At 42.5% G+C, this 17,564-nt stretch carries 17 protein-coding genes; 12 read left to right on the top strand and 5 right to left on the bottom strand.

The features are described from left to right. Position 1 precedes the first annotated feature (1 nt). The 3 genes from bamB (at position 2) to N482_RS22650 (ending at position 3,268) form a co-directional block, all read left to right on the top strand. Positions 2-1,177, top strand: a complete 1,176-nt coding sequence (gene bamB, locus N482_RS22660) for an outer membrane protein assembly factor BamB (RefSeq protein WP_063379208.1) — start codon at positions 2-4, stop codon at positions 1,175-1,177. Positions 1,178-1,249: 72 nt separating this feature from the next. Further along, positions 1,250-2,725, top strand: coding sequence for a ribosome biogenesis GTPase Der (der, locus tag N482_RS22655; RefSeq protein WP_063379207.1), 1,476 nt, complete (start codon positions 1,250-1,252; stop codon positions 2,723-2,725). Between the two features lie 153 nt (positions 2,726-2,878). Continuing rightward, the gene (locus tag N482_RS22650; RefSeq protein WP_063358809.1) at positions 2,879-3,268 is read left to right on the top strand and encodes a VOC family protein; all 390 of its coding nucleotides are present in this window, start codon (positions 2,879-2,881) and stop codon (positions 3,266-3,268) included. On the opposite strand, the gene N482_RS22645 is transcribed toward N482_RS22650, so the two are convergent. The 4 genes from N482_RS22645 to N482_RS22630 form a co-directional block, all read right to left on the bottom strand. Beyond that, a complete protein-coding gene (locus tag N482_RS22645; protein ID WP_063379206.1) occupies positions 3,245-3,595 on the bottom strand; it encodes a DUF2750 domain-containing protein in 351 nt (116 codons plus the stop codon). The two genes, N482_RS22650 and N482_RS22645, sit on opposite strands and share 24 nt — an antisense overlap. A gap of 20 nt (positions 3,596-3,615) precedes the next feature. Continuing rightward, complete coding sequence (locus tag N482_RS22640; RefSeq protein ID WP_063379205.1) at positions 3,616-4,194, bottom strand: glutathione S-transferase family protein; 579 nt, start codon at positions 4,192-4,194, stop codon at positions 3,616-3,618. Between the two features lie 167 nt (positions 4,195-4,361). Further along, a complete protein-coding gene (locus N482_RS22635) occupies positions 4,362-4,643 on the bottom strand; it encodes a peptidylprolyl isomerase (RefSeq protein ID WP_063379204.1) in 282 nt (93 codons plus the stop codon). Between the two features lie 70 nt (positions 4,644-4,713). Further along, complete coding sequence (locus tag N482_RS22630; RefSeq protein ID WP_081228193.1) at positions 4,714-5,247, bottom strand: glutathione peroxidase; 534 nt, start codon at positions 5,245-5,247, stop codon at positions 4,714-4,716. Between the two features lie 205 nt (positions 5,248-5,452). Between N482_RS22630 and N482_RS22625 the strand changes: the two genes are divergently transcribed. Further along, positions 5,453-7,405: an ATP-binding protein gene (locus N482_RS22625; RefSeq protein WP_063379202.1), complete on the top strand. Its 1,953-nt coding sequence runs from the start codon at positions 5,453-5,455 to the stop codon at positions 7,403-7,405. Between the two features lie 59 nt (positions 7,406-7,464). Beyond that, positions 7,465-8,607, top strand: a complete 1,143-nt coding sequence (locus tag N482_RS22620) for a response regulator (protein WP_063379201.1) — start codon at positions 7,465-7,467, stop codon at positions 8,605-8,607. Between the two features lies 1 nt (position 8,608). On the opposite strand, the gene queG is transcribed toward N482_RS22620, so the two are convergent. Beyond that, entirely contained in the window at positions 8,609-9,745 is a 1,137-nt protein-coding gene (gene queG, locus N482_RS22615; RefSeq protein WP_419555062.1) for a tRNA epoxyqueuosine(34) reductase QueG, read from the bottom strand. A 3-nt stretch (positions 9,746-9,748) separates the two neighbouring features. Between queG and N482_RS22610 the strand changes: the two genes are divergently transcribed. The 7 genes from N482_RS22610 (at position 9,749) to hflX (ending at position 17,540) form a co-directional block, all read left to right on the top strand. Then, positions 9,749-11,236, top strand: coding sequence for a bifunctional ADP-dependent NAD(P)H-hydrate dehydratase/NAD(P)H-hydrate epimerase (locus tag N482_RS22610; protein WP_063379200.1), 1,488 nt, complete (start codon positions 9,749-9,751; stop codon positions 11,234-11,236). Then, positions 11,233-11,709: a tRNA (adenosine(37)-N6)-threonylcarbamoyltransferase complex ATPase subunit type 1 TsaE gene (gene tsaE / locus N482_RS22605; protein WP_063379199.1), complete on the top strand. Its 477-nt coding sequence runs from the start codon at positions 11,233-11,235 to the stop codon at positions 11,707-11,709. The genes N482_RS22610 and tsaE overlap by 4 nt, the downstream gene beginning before the upstream one ends. A 31-nt stretch (positions 11,710-11,740) precedes the next feature. Continuing rightward, positions 11,741-13,042 (top strand): N-acetylmuramoyl-L-alanine amidase, encoded by a 1,302-nt coding sequence (locus tag N482_RS22600; RefSeq protein ID WP_231100916.1) that lies wholly within the window; start codon positions 11,741-11,743, stop codon positions 13,040-13,042. A gap of 4 nt (positions 13,043-13,046) precedes the next feature. Further along, positions 13,047-14,969 (top strand): DNA mismatch repair endonuclease MutL, encoded by a 1,923-nt coding sequence (gene mutL / locus N482_RS22595; protein ID WP_063379197.1) that lies wholly within the window; start codon positions 13,047-13,049, stop codon positions 14,967-14,969. Between the two features lie 28 nt (positions 14,970-14,997). Continuing rightward, complete coding sequence (gene miaA / locus N482_RS22590; protein WP_063379265.1) at positions 14,998-15,888, top strand: tRNA (adenosine(37)-N6)-dimethylallyltransferase MiaA; 891 nt, start codon at positions 14,998-15,000, stop codon at positions 15,886-15,888. 77 nt (positions 15,889-15,965) lie between these two features. After that, positions 15,966-16,229: an RNA chaperone Hfq gene (gene hfq, locus N482_RS22585; RefSeq protein WP_039611821.1), complete on the top strand. Its 264-nt coding sequence runs from the start codon at positions 15,966-15,968 to the stop codon at positions 16,227-16,229. Between the two features lie 21 nt (positions 16,230-16,250). Beyond that, positions 16,251-17,540 carry a ribosome rescue GTPase HflX gene (hflX, locus tag N482_RS22580; RefSeq protein WP_063379196.1) on the top strand — a complete coding sequence of 430 codons (1,290 nt, stop codon included), beginning with the start codon at positions 16,251-16,253 and terminating at the stop codon, positions 17,538-17,540. Positions 17,541-17,564 lie beyond the last annotated feature (24 nt).

The following is a 17,564-nucleotide window of genomic DNA, read 5'->3' as shown; positions in this document are numbered from 1 at the left end:
CATGAAGAAGTTGACTATGGCCTCATTGGCGCTTTGTATGGCGTCACTTCTGGGTTGTTCTTCAAGTGATGATGAAGAAGAGCTTGTATTACCTGAAATCGTGAATCAGTTTGATCCACAAACTGTTTGGCAGGAGTCTTTGGGAGATGGAGTTGAACATTACTTCTCTCGTTTGACGCCTACAACACACAACCAGCGACTTTTTGTAGCAGAACGTAAAGGGCGTGTTGCCGCATTTGATGTAGAAAGTGGTGAATTGTTGTGGGAAGTTGATACGCGTGACGAGACATCGTTTTGGCCATGGGCCGATGATGACTCTGCTAAGCTATCAGGCGGAATTTTACAGGCTTTTGGTAAAATCTATATCGGTTCAGAGCATGGTGAAGTGATTGCACTTGATCGTGAAACAGGTGAAACCGTTTGGCGTAAAGCTGTACCTGGTGAAGCTTTATCCACACCTAGCGCAGGTGATGGGTTAATATATGTCAACTTAGGCTCTGGTAAATTATTAGCGCTTCACCCTGACACAGGTGAGCAGCGTTGGAGTTACGACCAAGAAGTTCCAGCATTAACGCTACGTGGTCTTAGTTCACCTACATCTGCCAATGGCGGTGTGCTCGTAGGCGAAGAGAGCGGTAAGTTAACTGTACTCATCGCTGAAAGTGGATTTTCTGCTTGGAGTACCGATATCGCTTTGGCTGAAGGCTCATCTGAATTCGAACGTTTGGTTGATGTAGACACAAAACCGGTTGTATCCGGTGCTTATGTTTACACGATAGCGTATAATGGCAAGCTTGCAGCGCTTGACGTACGTTCAGGCAACGTGGTTTGGGACCGTGAATACAGTAGCTATCGAGATTTGACGATTGAGTTGAATACCATTTACTTGGTAGATAGTGAAGGTGTGCTCTATGCTCTAGATAAAGACTCGGGCACAGAGCGTTGGAGCCAATCGGGTTTACGTGGTTGGTATCTAACTGCGCCTGCAATCGCTGGTGATTATGTTGTGGTTGGTGATCAGGAAGGTAATCTGCACTGGCTAGACAAGAAAACTGGTGCATTGGTCTCACGACAAGAGTTTGATGATTCAGGCTTTTTTGTAGAGCCAATCGTGGTTGATGACAAGCTATTTGTCTACACTCGAGATGGTGAGATAAGTGCGATAAAAGTTCCTTAGTAGTTACTAGGTCAAAAATTTTGTAAGGCTTCGCACTGCGAAGCCTTTTGTTGTTTAAAAAAGAGGTAGTCTATGCTTCCTGTGATCGCTCTGGTAGGGCGGCCGAATGTGGGTAAGTCCACATTATTTAATCGATTAACGCGTACTCGTGACGCACTAGTCGCCGACTTTCCTGGTCTGACACGTGATCGTAAATACGGTCAGGCAGATTACGATGGCTATGAATTCATTGTTGTTGATACTGGTGGTATTGATGGCAGTGAAGAAGGTATTGAAACTGAGATGGCAGAACAATCGCTTCTTGCAATTGAAGAAGCCGATATCGTTTTGTTTTTAGTAGATGCGCGTGCTGGTATGACCGCCGCTGATCAAGCCATTGCTCAGCACTTGCGAAAACAGGAAAAGAAAAGCTTTATTGTTGCCAATAAAACGGATGGCATAGACGCGGATTCTAGCTGTGCAGAATTTTATCAATTGGCACTGGGTGACATTCACCAAATTGCAGCGGCTCATGGGCGTGGTGTTACTCAACTTCTGGAAGCTACATTGGGCCCGATAGTTGCGGAACTCGCTCAGCAAGAAGATGACATTGAACAAAGTGATGAGAGCATTTCGGAGCTTTACCTAGAGGGTGAAGAAGCACCTGAAGAAGGTAAATCAGGTTTTGAAGATAAACCCGTGAAGTTAGCGATAATTGGCCGACCGAATGTAGGTAAATCAACACTTACAAACCGAATTTTAGGTGAGGAGAGGGTGATCGTTTACGATATGCCTGGCACCACCCGAGATTCTATTTACATTCCAATGACGCGCAATGAACGTGAGTATGTCTTGATCGATACTGCCGGTGTACGCAAGCGCAAGAAAGTCAGCGATGTCGTTGAGAAATTCTCAGTCATTAAAACGCTTAAAGCCATTGAAGACGCAAATGTTATATTACTGGTAGTTGATGCCCGTGAAGGTATTTCTGATCAGGACCTTAGCCTGTTAGGCTTTGCGCTTAACTCAGGTCGTTCACTCGTTATTGCAGTGAACAAGTGGGATGGTTTGGACAACTACGTAAAAGAGCGTATTAAATCTGAGTTAGATAGAAGGCTTGGCTTTATCGACTTTGCGCGTTTACATTTTATTTCGGCATTGCATGGAACAGGGGTTGGACACTTATTTGAGTCAGTAGACGAAGCTTATGAGTCTGCAACTAAGCGTGTTAGTACAGCAATGTTAAGACGTATTATGGACATGGCTCAAGCTGATCACCAGCCGCCATTGGTTCGTGGTCGTCGCGTTAAATTGAAATACGCGCACGCAGGTGGTTATAACCCGCCTAGGATTGTTATCCATGGGAATCAGGTTCATGATTTACCCGATAGTTATAAACGTTATTTAATGAACTACTATCGTAAAGCCTTAAACATTATGGGTACACCGATAAAAATTGAGTTCAGAGAAGGCGATAACCCTTATTCAGGGCGAACAAACAAGATGACGTTGTCTCAAAAACGTAAGCTTAGAGCGTTTACCAAAGAGCAAAGAAATAAATCTTCATAATAAAATGGCGCATAATGCGCCATTTTTTATGCCACTTTCATCTCGCCTTTTTTAATTCACCCATGACACTCAATTGACTGAGCTTGAGCTTAATTCTTTACGCTGCTCATTAATTATGCTTTATTAGTATTATTTGCTTAACTTATTGTTGTGATGCATTTTCTTAAAACGGTCATTTATGTAGATGACGTAGAAGAAGTCTTAGATTTTTATTTTCAAGCTTTTGGGCTAAGCGCTCACTCGGTGACAGAAAATGGTGATTATGGAGAGCTCGAAACGGGTACCGTTTTGTTGGCATTTGCAACTCATCCGGTGGCTCAATCGCAGTTTAAACAAACCTATATTCGCTCTCAACCAAAGCAGCCCGCTTTAGGGTTTGAGTTGACTTTAGGTTGTGAGAATGTTTCTAGCAGTTATGATAAAGCTGTAGCGGCTGGGGCAGAGCCATTGTCTGCACCAAGCCAGAAGGGAATACATACACAAGCGTATGTACGCGCCATTGAAGGGACATTAATCGCTTTAGTCAGCGAGTGCGCGAGCTAAACTCACTGGTTCAATTTCAACGCACACATTGTCGTCATTCCAGTTTATTCCGATAAGCGCGTTATCGTCTCTTAGGTCTTCAACCCATTCATCTAGGAAAGAATCTAGATTGATTGAGATCGGTTTGAATTCATCCCATTCGTCTTTGCATTGCTCCAATGCAGCAGACTCGTCAGCCCATAATAATAACACGTCAGATTCTTCGAATTGATTTGATTCAACAATTACAAAGCCGCCGTCTTCTGCTCCAAGGGCCCATACCTGCTCACTTTGCTTTACGATAGTTACAAAGTTGACCACTTCTGATTCTAACTCAAGATCATTCATATTATTTACCAGTTAAAAAATTAGCTGCGAGGATCCGTTTCTTGTGCACTTACTTGCGTCTGCCATTTTTCTATGTGACTTAATAGACCATTAAAGCCAGATAGGTCAGCCAGATTTCTGAATTGGATCCAGTCTAACAGGCAGTATAAACTGATTTGCAAATACTCGCAGTTCAAAAATACATCTGTCGTACATTGCTTATCTAAATAGGACAATGTTTCAGTTATTCTTTCACGCTGCAAATTAAAGAATAATACATCTGCCTGAGTATCTAGCTCTGAACGTTGACCAAGTAATATTTCAACTAATGAATCGTTGCATGCATTGATGGAAGTTAGCAAATTCTCTTGCGCCCAATTTAAATGTGGTAAAGAAAATTTATCTTGTAGATATCGAGCGATAACATTGGAGTCATTTATCACTTGTTCTCCACACACCAAAAATGGAATTTTTCTTGCGGGGTTGTGCTCAATCAACACTTTACGTTCTTCTGGGTCGAATATGTTCAATGTTTTATATTCATAAGACAATTCGTGCAGTGTGCAGTACATACGCAACCTTCTCACGTAAGGAGAGGTATTAGAGCCGTATAAAATCATTGTTATTCCCTTATTCATCAATTGCTAAAAAAGGTAGCATGACAAATAGAATGGTCAAAGTATACGTGAATATAATAAAAGGTTTTGTTAGAGAGGTTTGGAAGCAATGAAAAGGTGCTTGTATATTGGGGCAATGTTAGCGTGCTGCTAGATTGCCCACTGTGAAATTAGTCTCGTCTAGTTGTTACTTCGAGTAAGTGAAAACCAAACTGTGTTTGAACAGGTCCTTGAACTTCGTTTAATGGTGCTGAAAACACCACTTTATCGAATTCAGGTACCATCATACCTGGTCCAAATTCACCAAGTGCGCCACCATCTTGACCAGAAGGACAGTTAGAAAACTCTTTTGCTAGTGCCGTAAAATCTTCTCCGTCATCTATTCTCTTTTTGAGTTCTAAACATTGCGCTTCACTATCCACTAAAATATGTCTTGCACTTGCTAATGTCATGTTCTCTCCATGCTTGCCTCAATTTAGTTCATACCTTATTCTAATGCAAAAGTGCGAAAAACGCATGCTTTTACCTTATTTCGTTTTCAATCGCAGTGGTTAGCTCTTCCGATAATGGTTTTGTTCTGCTACCAAAGCGTTGAATTTCTTTTCTATCCGCAGAAACGAGGTATTTGTAAAAATTCCACTTTGGAGAGCCTGATTTGTCACCTAAATGCTTGAATATGGCGTTGGCATCATCGCCTCTAACATCACTAGTTGAGATCATTGTGAAAGTCACACCGTAGTTCACGAAGCACACTTTAGCGGTGTCTGCTTCATCATTTTCCTCTTGGAAAAAGTCATCAGACGGAAATCCAATAATGACAAGGCCTTTGTCCTTGTACTTTTGATGGAGCTTTTCTAAATCTTCAAATTGCCCAGTGAAACCGCAGTTACTAGCGGTGTTGACTAGTAATAGCGGCTTGTCTTTGAATTGGCACAAATTGATGGTGTCTTTTGAGCGCAGTTTTCTCATTTCTACATTAGTAAAATCGTCGCATTTTGCGAGTGATAAGGGGCTGACCAACGCGATTGCGGCTGCCAAAATTGTTTGTTTTATCATGATGTATTCCATATTTTTAATGTTTATACGTAGATCAAGAAAAATAGTTCAGCCGGAGCCTTTGGTGCGTGTTATACGCTCCTTTATGTTTAGCATTGTGCCGTAATATGAATAGCTTGGTCGACCTTTTTTAGTGCAATAAATTTTTATTAGCTTTGATTTATTTCTACTACACTGGATCTTACTATGGATACAGGACGTTGCTATGTCGAATAAGGTTTTGATCATAGATAGTAATAGTGTTTTAGCGATGCGTATTAAGGTACTATTTGAACTGTTAGGCAGTGAAGTTGAACATATTCACTATGAGTCGTTAGATGCTGATATCGCGTTTTCTAATTTTGATGTAATTGCCATTGCACATGGCATCCCTCAAGAGTATTTCGAGACGCTTGAGCTACTCAGTCAGCACGAAAAGATAATACTCTTAGCCCCTAAACCCGAAAACTCAGAGCACCTGAGTGCATTCAGTCAATTAAACCGTGTGTTATCTAATGCCATAGTTATCTACCCTTTTTTTGGTAACAAAGAAATAACCGGATTGCTGGAAAGGGTGTTAGAGATTGGCGAACAAGCGCAGCTATTACTGCCTAAAGTATTACTGGTTGATCATTTACCCAGTCGATTAAAACAGCTCTCAGTCAGCCTACGAGGCGCTCAGTTGGATGTGAAGACCGCAAGTAGTGGCAAAGAGGTTGGGCAACTGATAAACCACAGCCAATTTGACTTACTTATTTGTGATTTCAATCTAGAGCGGGAAACCGGCTTGGACATATTTGAATTGGTTCGCCAAGTTCAAGTCAATTGTCGCTGCTTACTAATGACGTCACGAGAAAGTCAAGTAGACATGCTCAAGGCTATTCGAGAAGGTGTTGAAGATGTGCTTACCAAGCCTGTTGATGAAAACTCGTTGTTACAGTCTTTGCATAAGCTGTGGCAGACCGAACTATTGAGGCGGCACAATCAAGAGCTTGTCGAAAGGCTACAAGATACCGTTGATGCACTGATAGAACGAGATAGTTTGTTACGGGTGATTTATAAGCATACACCAGATCCAATTATGCTCTTTAACTTAAAGGGGTATGTCATTGAAGCAAATGATGCTTGCCTTAACTTATTTGGCTTGAATGCCGAAGAGTTAGAAGCGCATTCTATTTTTAATCTTTTTGAAAAGCAGTCTGTTGAAGCGTTGCAAAATTGCATTGAAACGAGTTTAATTGCGCGCCACTTTGATTGTGAATTGGTACTGCCGAGAAATAATGGGTTATCTATTCCTTTAATGGGCACGTTTATTGAAATCGATCATCATGGAGAAATAGCCCTCGCCGCTATCTTCAAAAACGTTGCTCACCTAAAACGCAAGCAACAGCTACTAGAAGAAGCTAAGGAAGTATTAGAGGCTGAAGTGCAAGCGAGAACTTATCAGTTACAGTCTGCAAAGGACGCAGCTGAGAGGGCGAACATCAGTAAATCTGAGTTTTTAGCTAATATGTCTCATGAATTACGAACGCCGATGCACTCTATTTTGAGTTTTGCGCGGTTTGGATTAGATAAACTTCAAGCAAAAGAAGCCCCGAAAGAAAAGTTAAATAAGTACCTTTCAAGAATTGAGACTAGTGGTGAGCGTTTGTTAATGCTGCTGAACAATTTACTCGATCTTTCTAAGCTGGACGCAGGCAGATTTCCGTTTAATCCCAGTGATAATAACTTTGTTTTGTTGCTGAAAGAGGGGATAGAGGATGTTTCTGGTTCGGCAATGGAAAAATGTATCACCATTAATTTACACGCGGATGATAAAAGTCTGGCGATATACTGCGACCGAGATCAGATGGTACAGGTTGTACGTAATTTACTTGGTAATGCCTTGAAGTTCAGCCCTGATAATAGTCAAGTACAAGTTTATCTATCTGCGGATGATAGCAAGTTGTACCTAACAATCTGTGATCAAGGAGTCGGAATTCCAAGCGATGAGCTTGAGCATATTTTTGATAAATTTGCCCAAAGTAGTAAAACAAATAGTGGTGCGGGTGGCACTGGGTTAGGGCTTGCGATATGTAAAGAGTTCATTTTGCTGCACAAAGGGTGCATCTATGCACGAAACAGCGATTCTGGAGGAGCTGAGTTTGTTATTGAACTTCCAAGAAGCAAGACTAACTAGCGACAGGTAGGATCAGTGTCTATAACTATTAGTAATAAAACTCAAAAGGATATTTAGCGATGGCATTACAACGAATTTTGGCAGTGGATGACGAACCCTTCAATCTCGAAATCATAGAAGAAATACTTGAAGACCTCGATTTCGACGTGCAAACAGCGACCAGCGGGCATGAGTGTTTAGAAATTGTGGGAGATTTTGACCCACAAGTTGTTCTACTTGATGTTAGTATGCCGCAAATGAGTGGTTATGAGGTTTGTAAGGCCATCAAAGCCGACCCAAAGATGCAGCATATTATCGTAATGTTTGTATCAGCCAGAGGTTCTGTAGAAGAGCGAATGGAGGGATATTCTGTAGGTGCCGAAGATTACATTGTTAAGCCTTTTGGTCATAGTGAACTCAAAGCAAAGTTACTGCATTTGGGGCAAATGTTGTTAGAAAAAGACATCTTAGAGCAGCAAGTTGAAGATGCGACGACCACCGCATTTAGCGCAATGGCTACAAGCAGCGAAATGGGACAAATTGTCAATTTTGTTGAACAGGTTGGTGCGATTCAAGATGTGTCTGAGCTCGCCGATGCCTTGATAAGTTGTTTGGCCAATTTTGGTTTGAGTTGCAATATTGAGATGCGCGTAGACAGCGAAAGGTTGCATTTTGCTTCTACTGGGATGTGCTCGCCAATTGTAATTGAGTTATTTGAAATTCTACATTCCAAAGGGCGGCTTCATGAGTTTACCAGTCGAATTCTCGTTAACTATGAATTGCTCAGCGTACTGATTTTAAATATGCCATCTGAAGACCCTGATAAACACGGCCGCATACGGGACCACATATGCTTTATAGTCAGTGTCACTGAGCAGCAGTTAATGTCAATTTTGACAAAAAACCAACTTATTAGCCAACAGTCTGAACTTAACGGTGCGATAAAGACAATCCATAGTAAGTTTACCGGCTTGTTATCCATGCTTAACAACAATCGCTCTCAAAACGAGGCGATATTTAAGAGATTGCAAGAGCTATTTGAATCTCGGATCCCAACTATGGGTCTCGATGAGGACCAAGAGGTGTTTATTTTTCGTCATATTGACGAGGCTATTCAAAGTTCAGTAGCGAGAGAAGAAGCAATTTCTCAGGTTAAAGAGGCGTTTTCAGAAATCGAAAGCGACCTGTGCTTATTAACGAATAAAGACGCCGCGCATAATTGATCTAAGCGTCACGAGGTAAGCCTTTTTCAATGATACGAATGAGTCTTGCCTTTTTTCGTTCATCTTGCTGTTTTTGTTTTTGCTGTTTAATTGCCCACAGAATGTGCTCTGCGACTAATGGCGTGGCTGATTGCAGCTTTTCTGAGAGCGCGAGTATGATTTTGTCATTAAAGGCTGCATTACCCAAGCCAACGGCAAGGTTTCTTAGCCAGCGTTCGTGCCCAATTCGCCTTATAGGGCTGCCCTCGGTATTTTTTAAAAAGGTACTCTCATCCCACGCGAATAGCTCAAGCATTTCTCTATCTTTAATTGTTTTTCGAGGGTGAAAGTCAGCTTCGTCAGTGAGTTGACCATATCGATTCCAAGGGCAAACGAGTTGACAGTCATCGCAACCGTAAATTCTATTACCGAGTAACGGGCGAAACTCTTCGGGAATCGCGCCTTGTAGCTCAATGGTTAGGTATGAAATACAACGTCTCGCGTCGACGACATAGGGCTCGACAATGGCGCCAGTTGGGCACAAACTGATACAAGCATTACATTTACCACAGCCTTCCTCTACCTTATTGTTGTCTGCGGGCAGAGGGAGGTCAACAAATAGCTCGCCAAGGAAAAACCATGAGCCGGCTTGTTTATGAATAAGTAAGCTGTTTTTCCCTCGCCAACCTAGGCCCGCCTTTTCGGCAATTTGTCGCTCTAAAACTGGCGCTGAGTCAACAAATGGACGAAACCCATATTGACCAACTTCTTGTTCAATACGTTGGCCTAGCTTTTTTAGCCTATTTCTCAATACTTTGTGATAATCACGTCCTAAGGCATAGCGGCTGATATACGCTGTTGTGCTGTTTTTCAGTGCTCTAGCAAAGCTGGCATCAGGCGGTAGGTAGTTCATTTTGACCGACACAATACTTTTTGTACCAGGTACTAGCTCTGCCGGTCTCGCCCGCTTCATACCATGTGCAGCCATATACTCCATTTCACCGTGGTACCCTAAGTCGAGCCACCTTTGAAGTTGATTTTCGTGCTCACTCAAGTCAATATCACTGATACCTACTTCAGCAAAGCCTAATTCTTTGCCCCAATACTTAATTTTTTCTGCAAGTTCAGTATAGTTAATAGTAGGTCTAGCTTTATCCACGGAATGTCTATTTTGCAAGGTCAATACACACATAATTTACCACAAATTGCTTACTGCGCCCAAGAAGTAAAACTCCACGAGGAGCAAGCTGCACTAAATTCTGGCACAACGCTCAGAGAGTTGATGCAGAGAGCGGGCCATGCCTTATATGAATTGGTTCGCAATAAAGCAGTCAAGAATATCCTCATCTTTACTGGCAAAGGTAACAATGCCGGTGACGGATTCATGCTGGCAAATCGCTGCTTACACGCACAAATTAACGTTACTGTTTGCGCTTTATTTGAGCCGACCTTGTTAAAAGGGGATGCAGCAGAGGCATATCAGCTATTTTGTCGCAGTGGTGGAAAAGTCGTTGCGTTGAGATCATGCTCTGAAAAAAAATATGAAGCTATTGTCGATGCTGTGTTTGGGACGGGTTTTCGTGGTGAGTTACCAACCCATGTTAAAGAGGCTTTTTTAGAGTACAACTCATGTAAGGCTTGGAAGTTGGCAGTGGATATTCCAAGTGGCGTCAATGGCACCACGTCGGAAGTTACACAGGGGGCTTTTCACGCTGACACAACATTGACATTCATTGCGCTAAAGCAAGGGATGCTAACTGGTGTTGCACCAAGTTATAGCGGAGAAGTGCTACTTGCTGATCTTGGTATCGCAGATGCCTTTGGTGACTTGTCTCATACAAATTGTTGTTACCCGGGTGGTAAATATCTCCGCTCTCTTCGCCCTCAAAGGGCACCTGATAGCTATAAAAATCAGTGTGGGCATGTGCTACTTGTGGGCGGCGGCAAGGGAATGGCAGGGGCAATTCGACTGGCGGCTGAAGCGTGTTTAAGAACTGGTGCGGGGTTAGTTTCTGTGGCAACTCACCCAGACAATCAGGCCAGTGTTTTGCAAGGGCGATATGAGTTAATGGTGCACGGTGTCTCTGTGGTAGCAGAATTAGAGGCACTGCTAGCTAAAGCAGATGTTGTTGTAATAGGGCCTGGCTTAGGACAAGATGCTTGGGCGCGAAAAATGTTTACAGCTGTGAAAAAGTTTAAAGGGGCTGTGGTGTGTGATGCTGACGGACTCAATTTACTTGCGCAAAGTCATCTTCCTTGGCATCGTGCAATTTTAACGCCACACTTAGGGGAAGCCAAACGCCTTATAGACGATCACACTATTAATACTGAAAAACGCTTTGATTTAGCCGAGATGTTAAGTAAGCAATATGCAGCTTGTATTGTGTTGAAAGGCCCTGGTAGCTTAATTGTGGATGGAAAACGGATAAACATTAACCGCTCAGGCTCGGAAGCTATGGCGAGTGCTGGGATGGGCGATGTATTATCTGGTATAATTGCGGGTTTATTGGCACAAGGCTTGAATAGGTTTGAAGCGGCCACACTTGGTGTGTATATTCATGGTCTTGCAGCTGAACAAGCCGCTCGTGATGGTCAACTAGGACTACTTGCGAGTGATTTATTTGTCCATATTAGAGGTATTATGGGATGAGCCAAAACAGTACTTTACAGCTTTCACTCGCAGATGAAGGCGCGACAATTGCACTCGGTCAGCAATTAGCGTTGGCAATTTGTGAGGGCGCTGTTTTTTACATGCATGGAGACTTGGGTGCAGGTAAAACCACAATGACCAGAGGTTTGGTACAAGGTCTTGGCCATGTTGGTAATGTTAAAAGTCCAACTTACACACTTGTTGAACCATATGAGTTAGCAGCGAAGTCGGTATATCATTTTGATTTATACCGTTTAGGTGACCCTGAAGAATTAGAGTTTATGGGGATTCGAGATTACTTTTCTGCCCAAGCTGTGTGTATAGTAGAGTGGCCTGAAAAGGGACAAGGGTATATTCCAAACCCTGACATAGATGTTTACTTAGCGTATGAAGGAGAGGCGAGAAGTGCATCTCTAGAAGCGCACAGTGAACGAGGAAAGCAAATATTAGCAACTATAAGTAGTTATGCGTAGTGCACAGAGTAAATATCTAAATATAATAATAATGTTAGTGCTGCTGATCTTTGCAGCTGAAACGTTTGCTAGAAATGCCATCAACAATGTGCGTATTAGGCCATCAGCTGAAAGTACGCGTGTGGTATTTGATTTATCTAAAAAACCAGAGTTCAGCTATTTTGTTTTGCAAAAACCACTGAGGTTAGTGGTTGATTTTGAAAACACAAAAAAGCTGCCAAAGCTGCCTGCCATTCCAAAAAGTCACCGGGTAATTAGCAAAATCCGCTACAGTTCGCCCAAGAAGAAAAATAGCACGCGTGTTGTCTTTGAATTAAATAGGCCAACCAAGCCTGTGATCTTTGCACTGGCACCGACAGGCTCTAGTTCAAATAGGTTAGTGGTTGATTTATATGGGCAAAAGAAAGTCATAGCATCAAAAGCGAACAACAAAAAACGTGAATTAAAACGTGATAGAGATATCGTGATTGCGATTGATGCAGGACACGGTGGTCAAGATCCGGGCTCGATAGGTCCGTCTGGAACGTATGAAAAGCATATCACCTTACAAATCGCGAAACGTCTGGCTAAACTTATCAACAAAGAGTCAGGTATGTCAGCAGAGCTTACGCGAGGTGGAGATTACTTTCTCAAGTTAAATACACGAACAGCGAAAGCGAGGAAAAGGCGCGCGGATTTCTTTGTTTCTATCCACGCGGATGCATTTTCAAGCCCGCAGCCAAGAGGTGCATCTGTTTGGACTTTATCCTTACGTAGAGCAAACTCAGAAATAGGTAAATGGCTAGAGAATAAAGAAAAACAATCTCAGTTGCTCGGCGGAGCCGCAGGCGTTATCAAAGACACTGAAAATGAAAAATACTTAGCAAAAGCCCTATTGGATATGTCGATGGACCACTCGATGAAAACGGGTTTTCAGGTCGCTGAAGAGGTGGTTTCTGAGCTGAAAAAGGTTGCTAAGTTACACAAAAAGCGTCCTCAAGCAGCAAATTTTGGTGTTTTGAAGTCACCAGATATTCCGTCTATTTTAGTGGAGACTGGGTTTATTTCTAACCCACAAGAAGAAAGACAACTTAAAACGGCTTACCATCAGCAGCGCTTGGCCAATGCTGTTTTTATATCTATAAAACGGTATTACAAGAAGAACCCACCAGATGATTCTCTTTTTGCTAGGTTAAAAGAAAAGAAGCCGCTTCATCACAAAGTTAAGCGTGGGGAGTCTTTAAGTCTGTTGGCTGTGCGATATGGTACGACTGTATCGGCTCTAAAGAAACTCAATAGGCTTAAGAATAACACGTTATATATAGGTCAAGTATTGACCATACCCAAGGCTTGAATTTATGGCTATAGAGATATTACCAGCTCGTCTGGCTAACCAAATTGCAGCAGGCGAAGTAGTCGAACGGCCTGCCTCTGTGGTTAAAGAGTTGGTTGAAAATAGTATTGATGCTGGCGCAACACGGATCCAAATCGATATAGAGCGTGGTGGTCACAAGCTTATTCGCATTCGTGATAACGGCTATGGCATCGTCAAAGATGAACTCGCTTTAGCACTATCTCGCCATGCTACTAGCAAACTTAAGAACTTGGATGACTTAGAAGCAATTGCTTCTCTAGGGTTTAGAGGCGAAGCCTTGGCGTCGATTAGTTCTGTATCTAGGTTAACTCTGAGTTCAAAACCGAAATCTCAAGATACTGCATGGCAAGCCTGTGCTGAAGGTCGGGATATGGCGGTTCAAGTTCAGCCTACAGCGCATCCTGATGGTACGACGATAGAAGTAAAAGATTTATTTTTTAATACGCCTGCGAGGCGAAAATTTCTCCGTACTGAGAAAACAGAGTTTAGCCATATTGACGAACTTGTTAAGCGTATTGCATTGAGTCGATTTGATGTTGCGATCACCTTGACCCACAATCAAAAAGTGGTTCGTCAATTTCGTGCGCAATCTGACCCTCGAAGTATTGAACGTGTAGCGCATGTCGCCGGACGGGTATTCCAACGTGAAGCGAGCTTTATTGAATCGGGTTATGAGGGCTTAGAGCTTTATGGATGGGTCTTGCCTTTAGGCAGCAACACTCAGCCACAATACACTTATGTAAATGGTCGAATGATGCGTGATAAATTGATACTACACGCAATTCGTCAGGCATTTGAAGAAGCAACAGGAAATCAAGAAACGCCGGGGTTTGTAATTTATTTAAACCTTGACCCGAAGCAGGTAGATGTCAATGTGCACCCTGCAAAGCATGAAGTCAGATTTCACCAAGCGCGGCTTGTACATGATTTTATTGTGCAAGCAATTAAACAAGTTGTAGAACCTAGTAATGCCTCTTTGCTTGAGCAGGCGTTAACACCTGAGCCATTGCACTTTGAGCCAGCTACTCAGTTGGAAGTACCTATTCCAACAGAGCAGCAGACGATTCACCAAGATTACCGAACACCACTGCGCGAAAGCGCTACACAGGTACAAGAACCGGTGAGCTTTGATAGACCACTAGAGCAAAGCACTAATAGAAGTGTCTCTACAAGTCAACCGTCGTATTCAGCAAGTCGCTCTGCTGGGCCTAGTCGAGATTATAGTTCAGCTCCTACTCAGCAAAAGAAGGTTAATGTAAACCAGCTCTATCAAGCGTTTAACCAAGAAAAATTGAATGCCTCTACATTACAACAAGAGCGTCAGCTTGACTCAAATCCGAGCACCGCGTCTGGACTTGAATCGGTTGCCCAAACACAATGGATGGCGCTCCCGCAAGGCGCTATTTTGTTACAAGAGTCGCAGCAGTTACTTTTAACACATAGTCGATATGGTTTAAGGCCGTTATGGCAGGAGCAAATTGAATCTGATGGCACTTTGCTAGGTAAAGCGCTATTACTGCCCGTGAGGGTGAGCCAAAGTTCAGACGAAGCTCAACTATTACAACAGGAAAACTCTTGGCTAACTTTGTTAGGTTTTGAATTACTATTTAAAGACAAGCACGTGATGGTGAAAAAATTACCCGTTAGCCTGTATAGCCTAGATGTTGGACAGTGTATTTCACTGTTGTTAGAGACATGTCAGAGTCTTCAAAGTAATGAGTCTGATTTAAGTTATTGGATAGATTGGCTGTTATCTCATACCCCAGATAGTTACTTTTCGTCCCAGCATTTTGAGATGGTTCGTGAAAAAATGCTAAAAAAACAGAAAAGCAGAGCAGCAATTACTGCAAAAGCAGTTAAAATAGAGCCAAATTATTTTTTAGATTTACTACCGAAAGGTCTCTAGTTTGCAGAATAAACCAGTTATCACCCTGATGGGCCCAACCGCGGCGGGGAAAACCGCTTTGGCTATTGAGCTGTGTAGGCAGTTGAACACTGAAATTATCAGTGTCGATTCAGCGCTTGTATATAATGGGATGGATATAGGTACGGCAAAACCTGATCAGGAAGAATTGACACAAGCCCCGCACCATTTGATCAATTTGATTGATCCCCGAGAGAGTTACTCGGTGGCTGATTTTCGAAAAGATGCGATAGCATGTATTGATCGCCTTCATTCTCAGGGTAAAATCCCTGTACTTGTTGGCGGCACAATGATGTATTTTAAGGGCTTAATAGATGGTTTATCGCCATTGCCCGAAGCTTCTTCTATCGTGAGAGAAGAGCTTGAGCAGCAAGCCGCTCAGATAGGATGGCCGGCGTTACATGCCCAGTTAATGGAAGTAGACCCACAAGCTGCACAAAAAATCAGTGAAAATGATTCACAAAGGATAAATCGCGCACTTGAGGTCTATCGTATAACTGGAAAACCGATGTCATTATTGCAAAAGGAGAAACAGCCTCCATTACCTTACGACTTTTATCAATTTGCTATCGTCCCCAGTGATCGTAAAATACTGCATGAGCGAATTGAGAAAAGATTTAAAATAATGCTAGAACAAGGGTTTAAAAACGAAGTTTTGGCCTTATATAATCGAAAGGATTTACACCCAGACCTGCCTTCTATTCGATGTGTCGGATATAGGCAAATGTGGGATTATTTAGCCGGTGAATATGACTATGATGAAATGGTTTTCAGAGGTATCGCCGCAACCAGACAACTAGCAAAGCGACAGTTGACTTGGCTTCGGAGTTGGCCTGAGGTAACTTGGTTAGAAACCGGAGAGCAAGAAAACTTGCAACGAATTTTAAGTTCGCTAAGCTAATAGTAGTTGAACCAATACTTTGTTGGTATTTATTCAACTAACTCAACATAATAACACCTAGAACGAAGGATAAGAAAATGGCAAAAGGCCAATCGTTACAAGACCCATTTTTGAATGTCTTGCGTCGTGAGCGCATTCCAGTTTCAATTTTTTTAGTTAACGGCATCAAATTACAAGGTAAAATTCAGTCTTTTGACCAATTCGTGATTTTACTAGAAAATACCGTGAATCAAATGGTATACAAACATGCCATCTCAACAGTTGTTCCTGCAAGAGCTGTCAATTTCCAAAACACACAGGGAAATGAAGGTGCAGAACAAAACGAAGATGGTAATTTTTAATAGATATTAGGAGCATATTGCTTGTTTGACCGTTATGAAGCCGGCGAACAGGCAGTCTTAGTGCACATAGAATTTCCTAATGAAGGAGATCGTGAAGATCTGCAAGAATTGGAAATGCTAGTATCTTCTGCTGGTGTTAGTAGTGTGGCGGTTGTGCAAGGCAGCCGTCAGGCACCTCACTCCAAACTGTTTGTCGGAACGGGTAAAGCGGAAGAGATCGCCGAGATTGTCAGAACTTATAAAGCAGACGTCATTATATTTAATCACCAACTCAGTCCTTCTCAAGAACGTAACTTAGAGCGTGTCTGCCGTTGTCGTGTTTTGGACCGAACTACACTTATTTTAGATATATTTGCGCAGCGTGCTCGCACGCATGAAGGTAAATTGCAAGTTGAGCTTGCGCAGTTGAGGCACATTTCAACTCGATTGATAAGAGGTTGGACTCACCTAGAGAGACAAAAAGGTGGGATAGGTTTGCGAGGACCTGGTGAAACTCAACTAGAGACGGACCGTCGTTTACTTAGAGACAGAATTAAGAGTATTCGTAAGCGTTTAGATAAAGTGTCGGTCGTGCGTGAGCAAGGGCGCAGAGCGAGGAGCCGTAATGAGATCCCCACAGTATCATTAGTGGGTTATACCAATGCTGGTAAATCTACGCTTTTCAATCGAATTACAAACTCTGACGTCTATGCCGCTGACCAATTGTTTGCAACACTTGACCCGACATTGCGCAAGCTAGAAATTGAGGATGTTGGCGCAGTAATACTTGCTGATACGGTTGGGTTTATTCGGCACTTGCCGCATGACCTCGTTGCAGCATTCAAAGCAACGCTGACAGAAACAAGAGAAGCAGATCTGCAACTACATGTTGTAGATGTGGCCGATCATAGAAGAAAAGAGAACATAGAACAGGTACAATCGGTTCTTGAAGAGATTGAAGCGGATGAAATTCCGCAACTGCTGGTATATAACAAAATTGATTTAGTAGAAGAGATCCAACCAAAAATCGATAGAGATGATGAAGGCATGCCGATTAGGGTTTGGCTTTCTGCTCAAGCCAATGAAGGTATTGAGTTATTGTCTCAAGCAATATCGGAGTTACTGGCGAAAAAAATGTTTAGTAGTCGTCTGATATTGCCACCGGCTTTTGGCAAATTACGCGGTGCGCTATTTAATCTGAATGCTGTTAATCATGAAAGCTACGACGAGCAAGGTAACTGGCTGTTAGATGTTCGGCTTTCCCAAGTTGATTGGGAACGTCTTAAAAAAGAGCAGGGGCCAGAAATTGAGCAGTTTATCGCTCAAAGTTGAAAAAATTACGAATTCACCCCAATT

It is taken from the genome of Pseudoalteromonas luteoviolacea NCIMB 1942 (assembly GCF_001625595.1).
Taxonomy (GTDB): Bacteria; Pseudomonadota; Gammaproteobacteria; order Enterobacterales; family Alteromonadaceae; genus Pseudoalteromonas; species Pseudoalteromonas luteoviolacea_A.
The sequence above is the reverse complement of the archived record's forward strand: the minus strand, read 5'-3'. Positions and strand labels throughout refer to the sequence as shown.

What these genes read in the sequence shown, in the direction of transcription:
- N482_RS22620 (WP_063379201.1), top strand. Translation starts at nt 7,465, where the DNA reads ATGGCATTACAACGAATTTTGGCAGTGGATGACGAACCCTTCAATCTC.
- N482_RS22650 (WP_063358809.1), top strand. Translation starts at nt 2,879, where the DNA reads ATGCATTTTCTTAAAACGGTCATTTATGTAGATGACGTAGAAGAAGTC.
- mutL (WP_063379197.1), top strand. Translation starts at nt 13,047, where the DNA reads ATGGCTATAGAGATATTACCAGCTCGTCTGGCTAACCAAATTGCAGCA.
- N482_RS22610 (WP_063379200.1), top strand. Translation starts at nt 9,749, where the DNA reads ATGTCTATTTTGCAAGGTCAATACACACATAATTTACCACAAATTGCT.
- N482_RS22630 (WP_081228193.1), bottom strand. Translation starts at nt 5,247, where the DNA reads ATGATAAAACAAACAATTTTGGCAGCCGCAATCGCGTTGGTCAGCCCC.
- N482_RS22640 (WP_063379205.1), bottom strand. Translation starts at nt 4,194, where the DNA reads ATGATTTTATACGGCTCTAATACCTCTCCTTACGTGAGAAGGTTGCGT.
- hfq (WP_039611821.1), top strand. Translation starts at nt 15,966, where the DNA reads ATGGCAAAAGGCCAATCGTTACAAGACCCATTTTTGAATGTCTTGCGT.
- tsaE (WP_063379199.1), top strand. Translation starts at nt 11,233, where the DNA reads ATGAGCCAAAACAGTACTTTACAGCTTTCACTCGCAGATGAAGGCGCG.
- N482_RS22635 (WP_063379204.1), bottom strand. Translation starts at nt 4,643, where the DNA reads ATGACATTAGCAAGTGCAAGACATATTTTAGTGGATAGTGAAGCGCAA.
- N482_RS22600 (WP_231100916.1), top strand. Translation starts at nt 11,741, where the DNA reads ATGTTAGTGCTGCTGATCTTTGCAGCTGAAACGTTTGCTAGAAATGCC.
- N482_RS22645 (WP_063379206.1), bottom strand. Translation starts at nt 3,595, where the DNA reads ATGAATGATCTTGAGTTAGAATCAGAAGTGGTCAACTTTGTAACTATC.
- miaA (WP_063379265.1), top strand. Translation starts at nt 14,998, where the DNA reads ATGGGCCCAACCGCGGCGGGGAAAACCGCTTTGGCTATTGAGCTGTGT.
- der (WP_063379207.1), top strand. Translation starts at nt 1,250, where the DNA reads ATGCTTCCTGTGATCGCTCTGGTAGGGCGGCCGAATGTGGGTAAGTCC.
- N482_RS22625 (WP_063379202.1), top strand. Translation starts at nt 5,453, where the DNA reads ATGTCGAATAAGGTTTTGATCATAGATAGTAATAGTGTTTTAGCGATG.
- bamB (WP_063379208.1), top strand. Translation starts at nt 2, where the DNA reads ATGAAGAAGTTGACTATGGCCTCATTGGCGCTTTGTATGGCGTCACTT.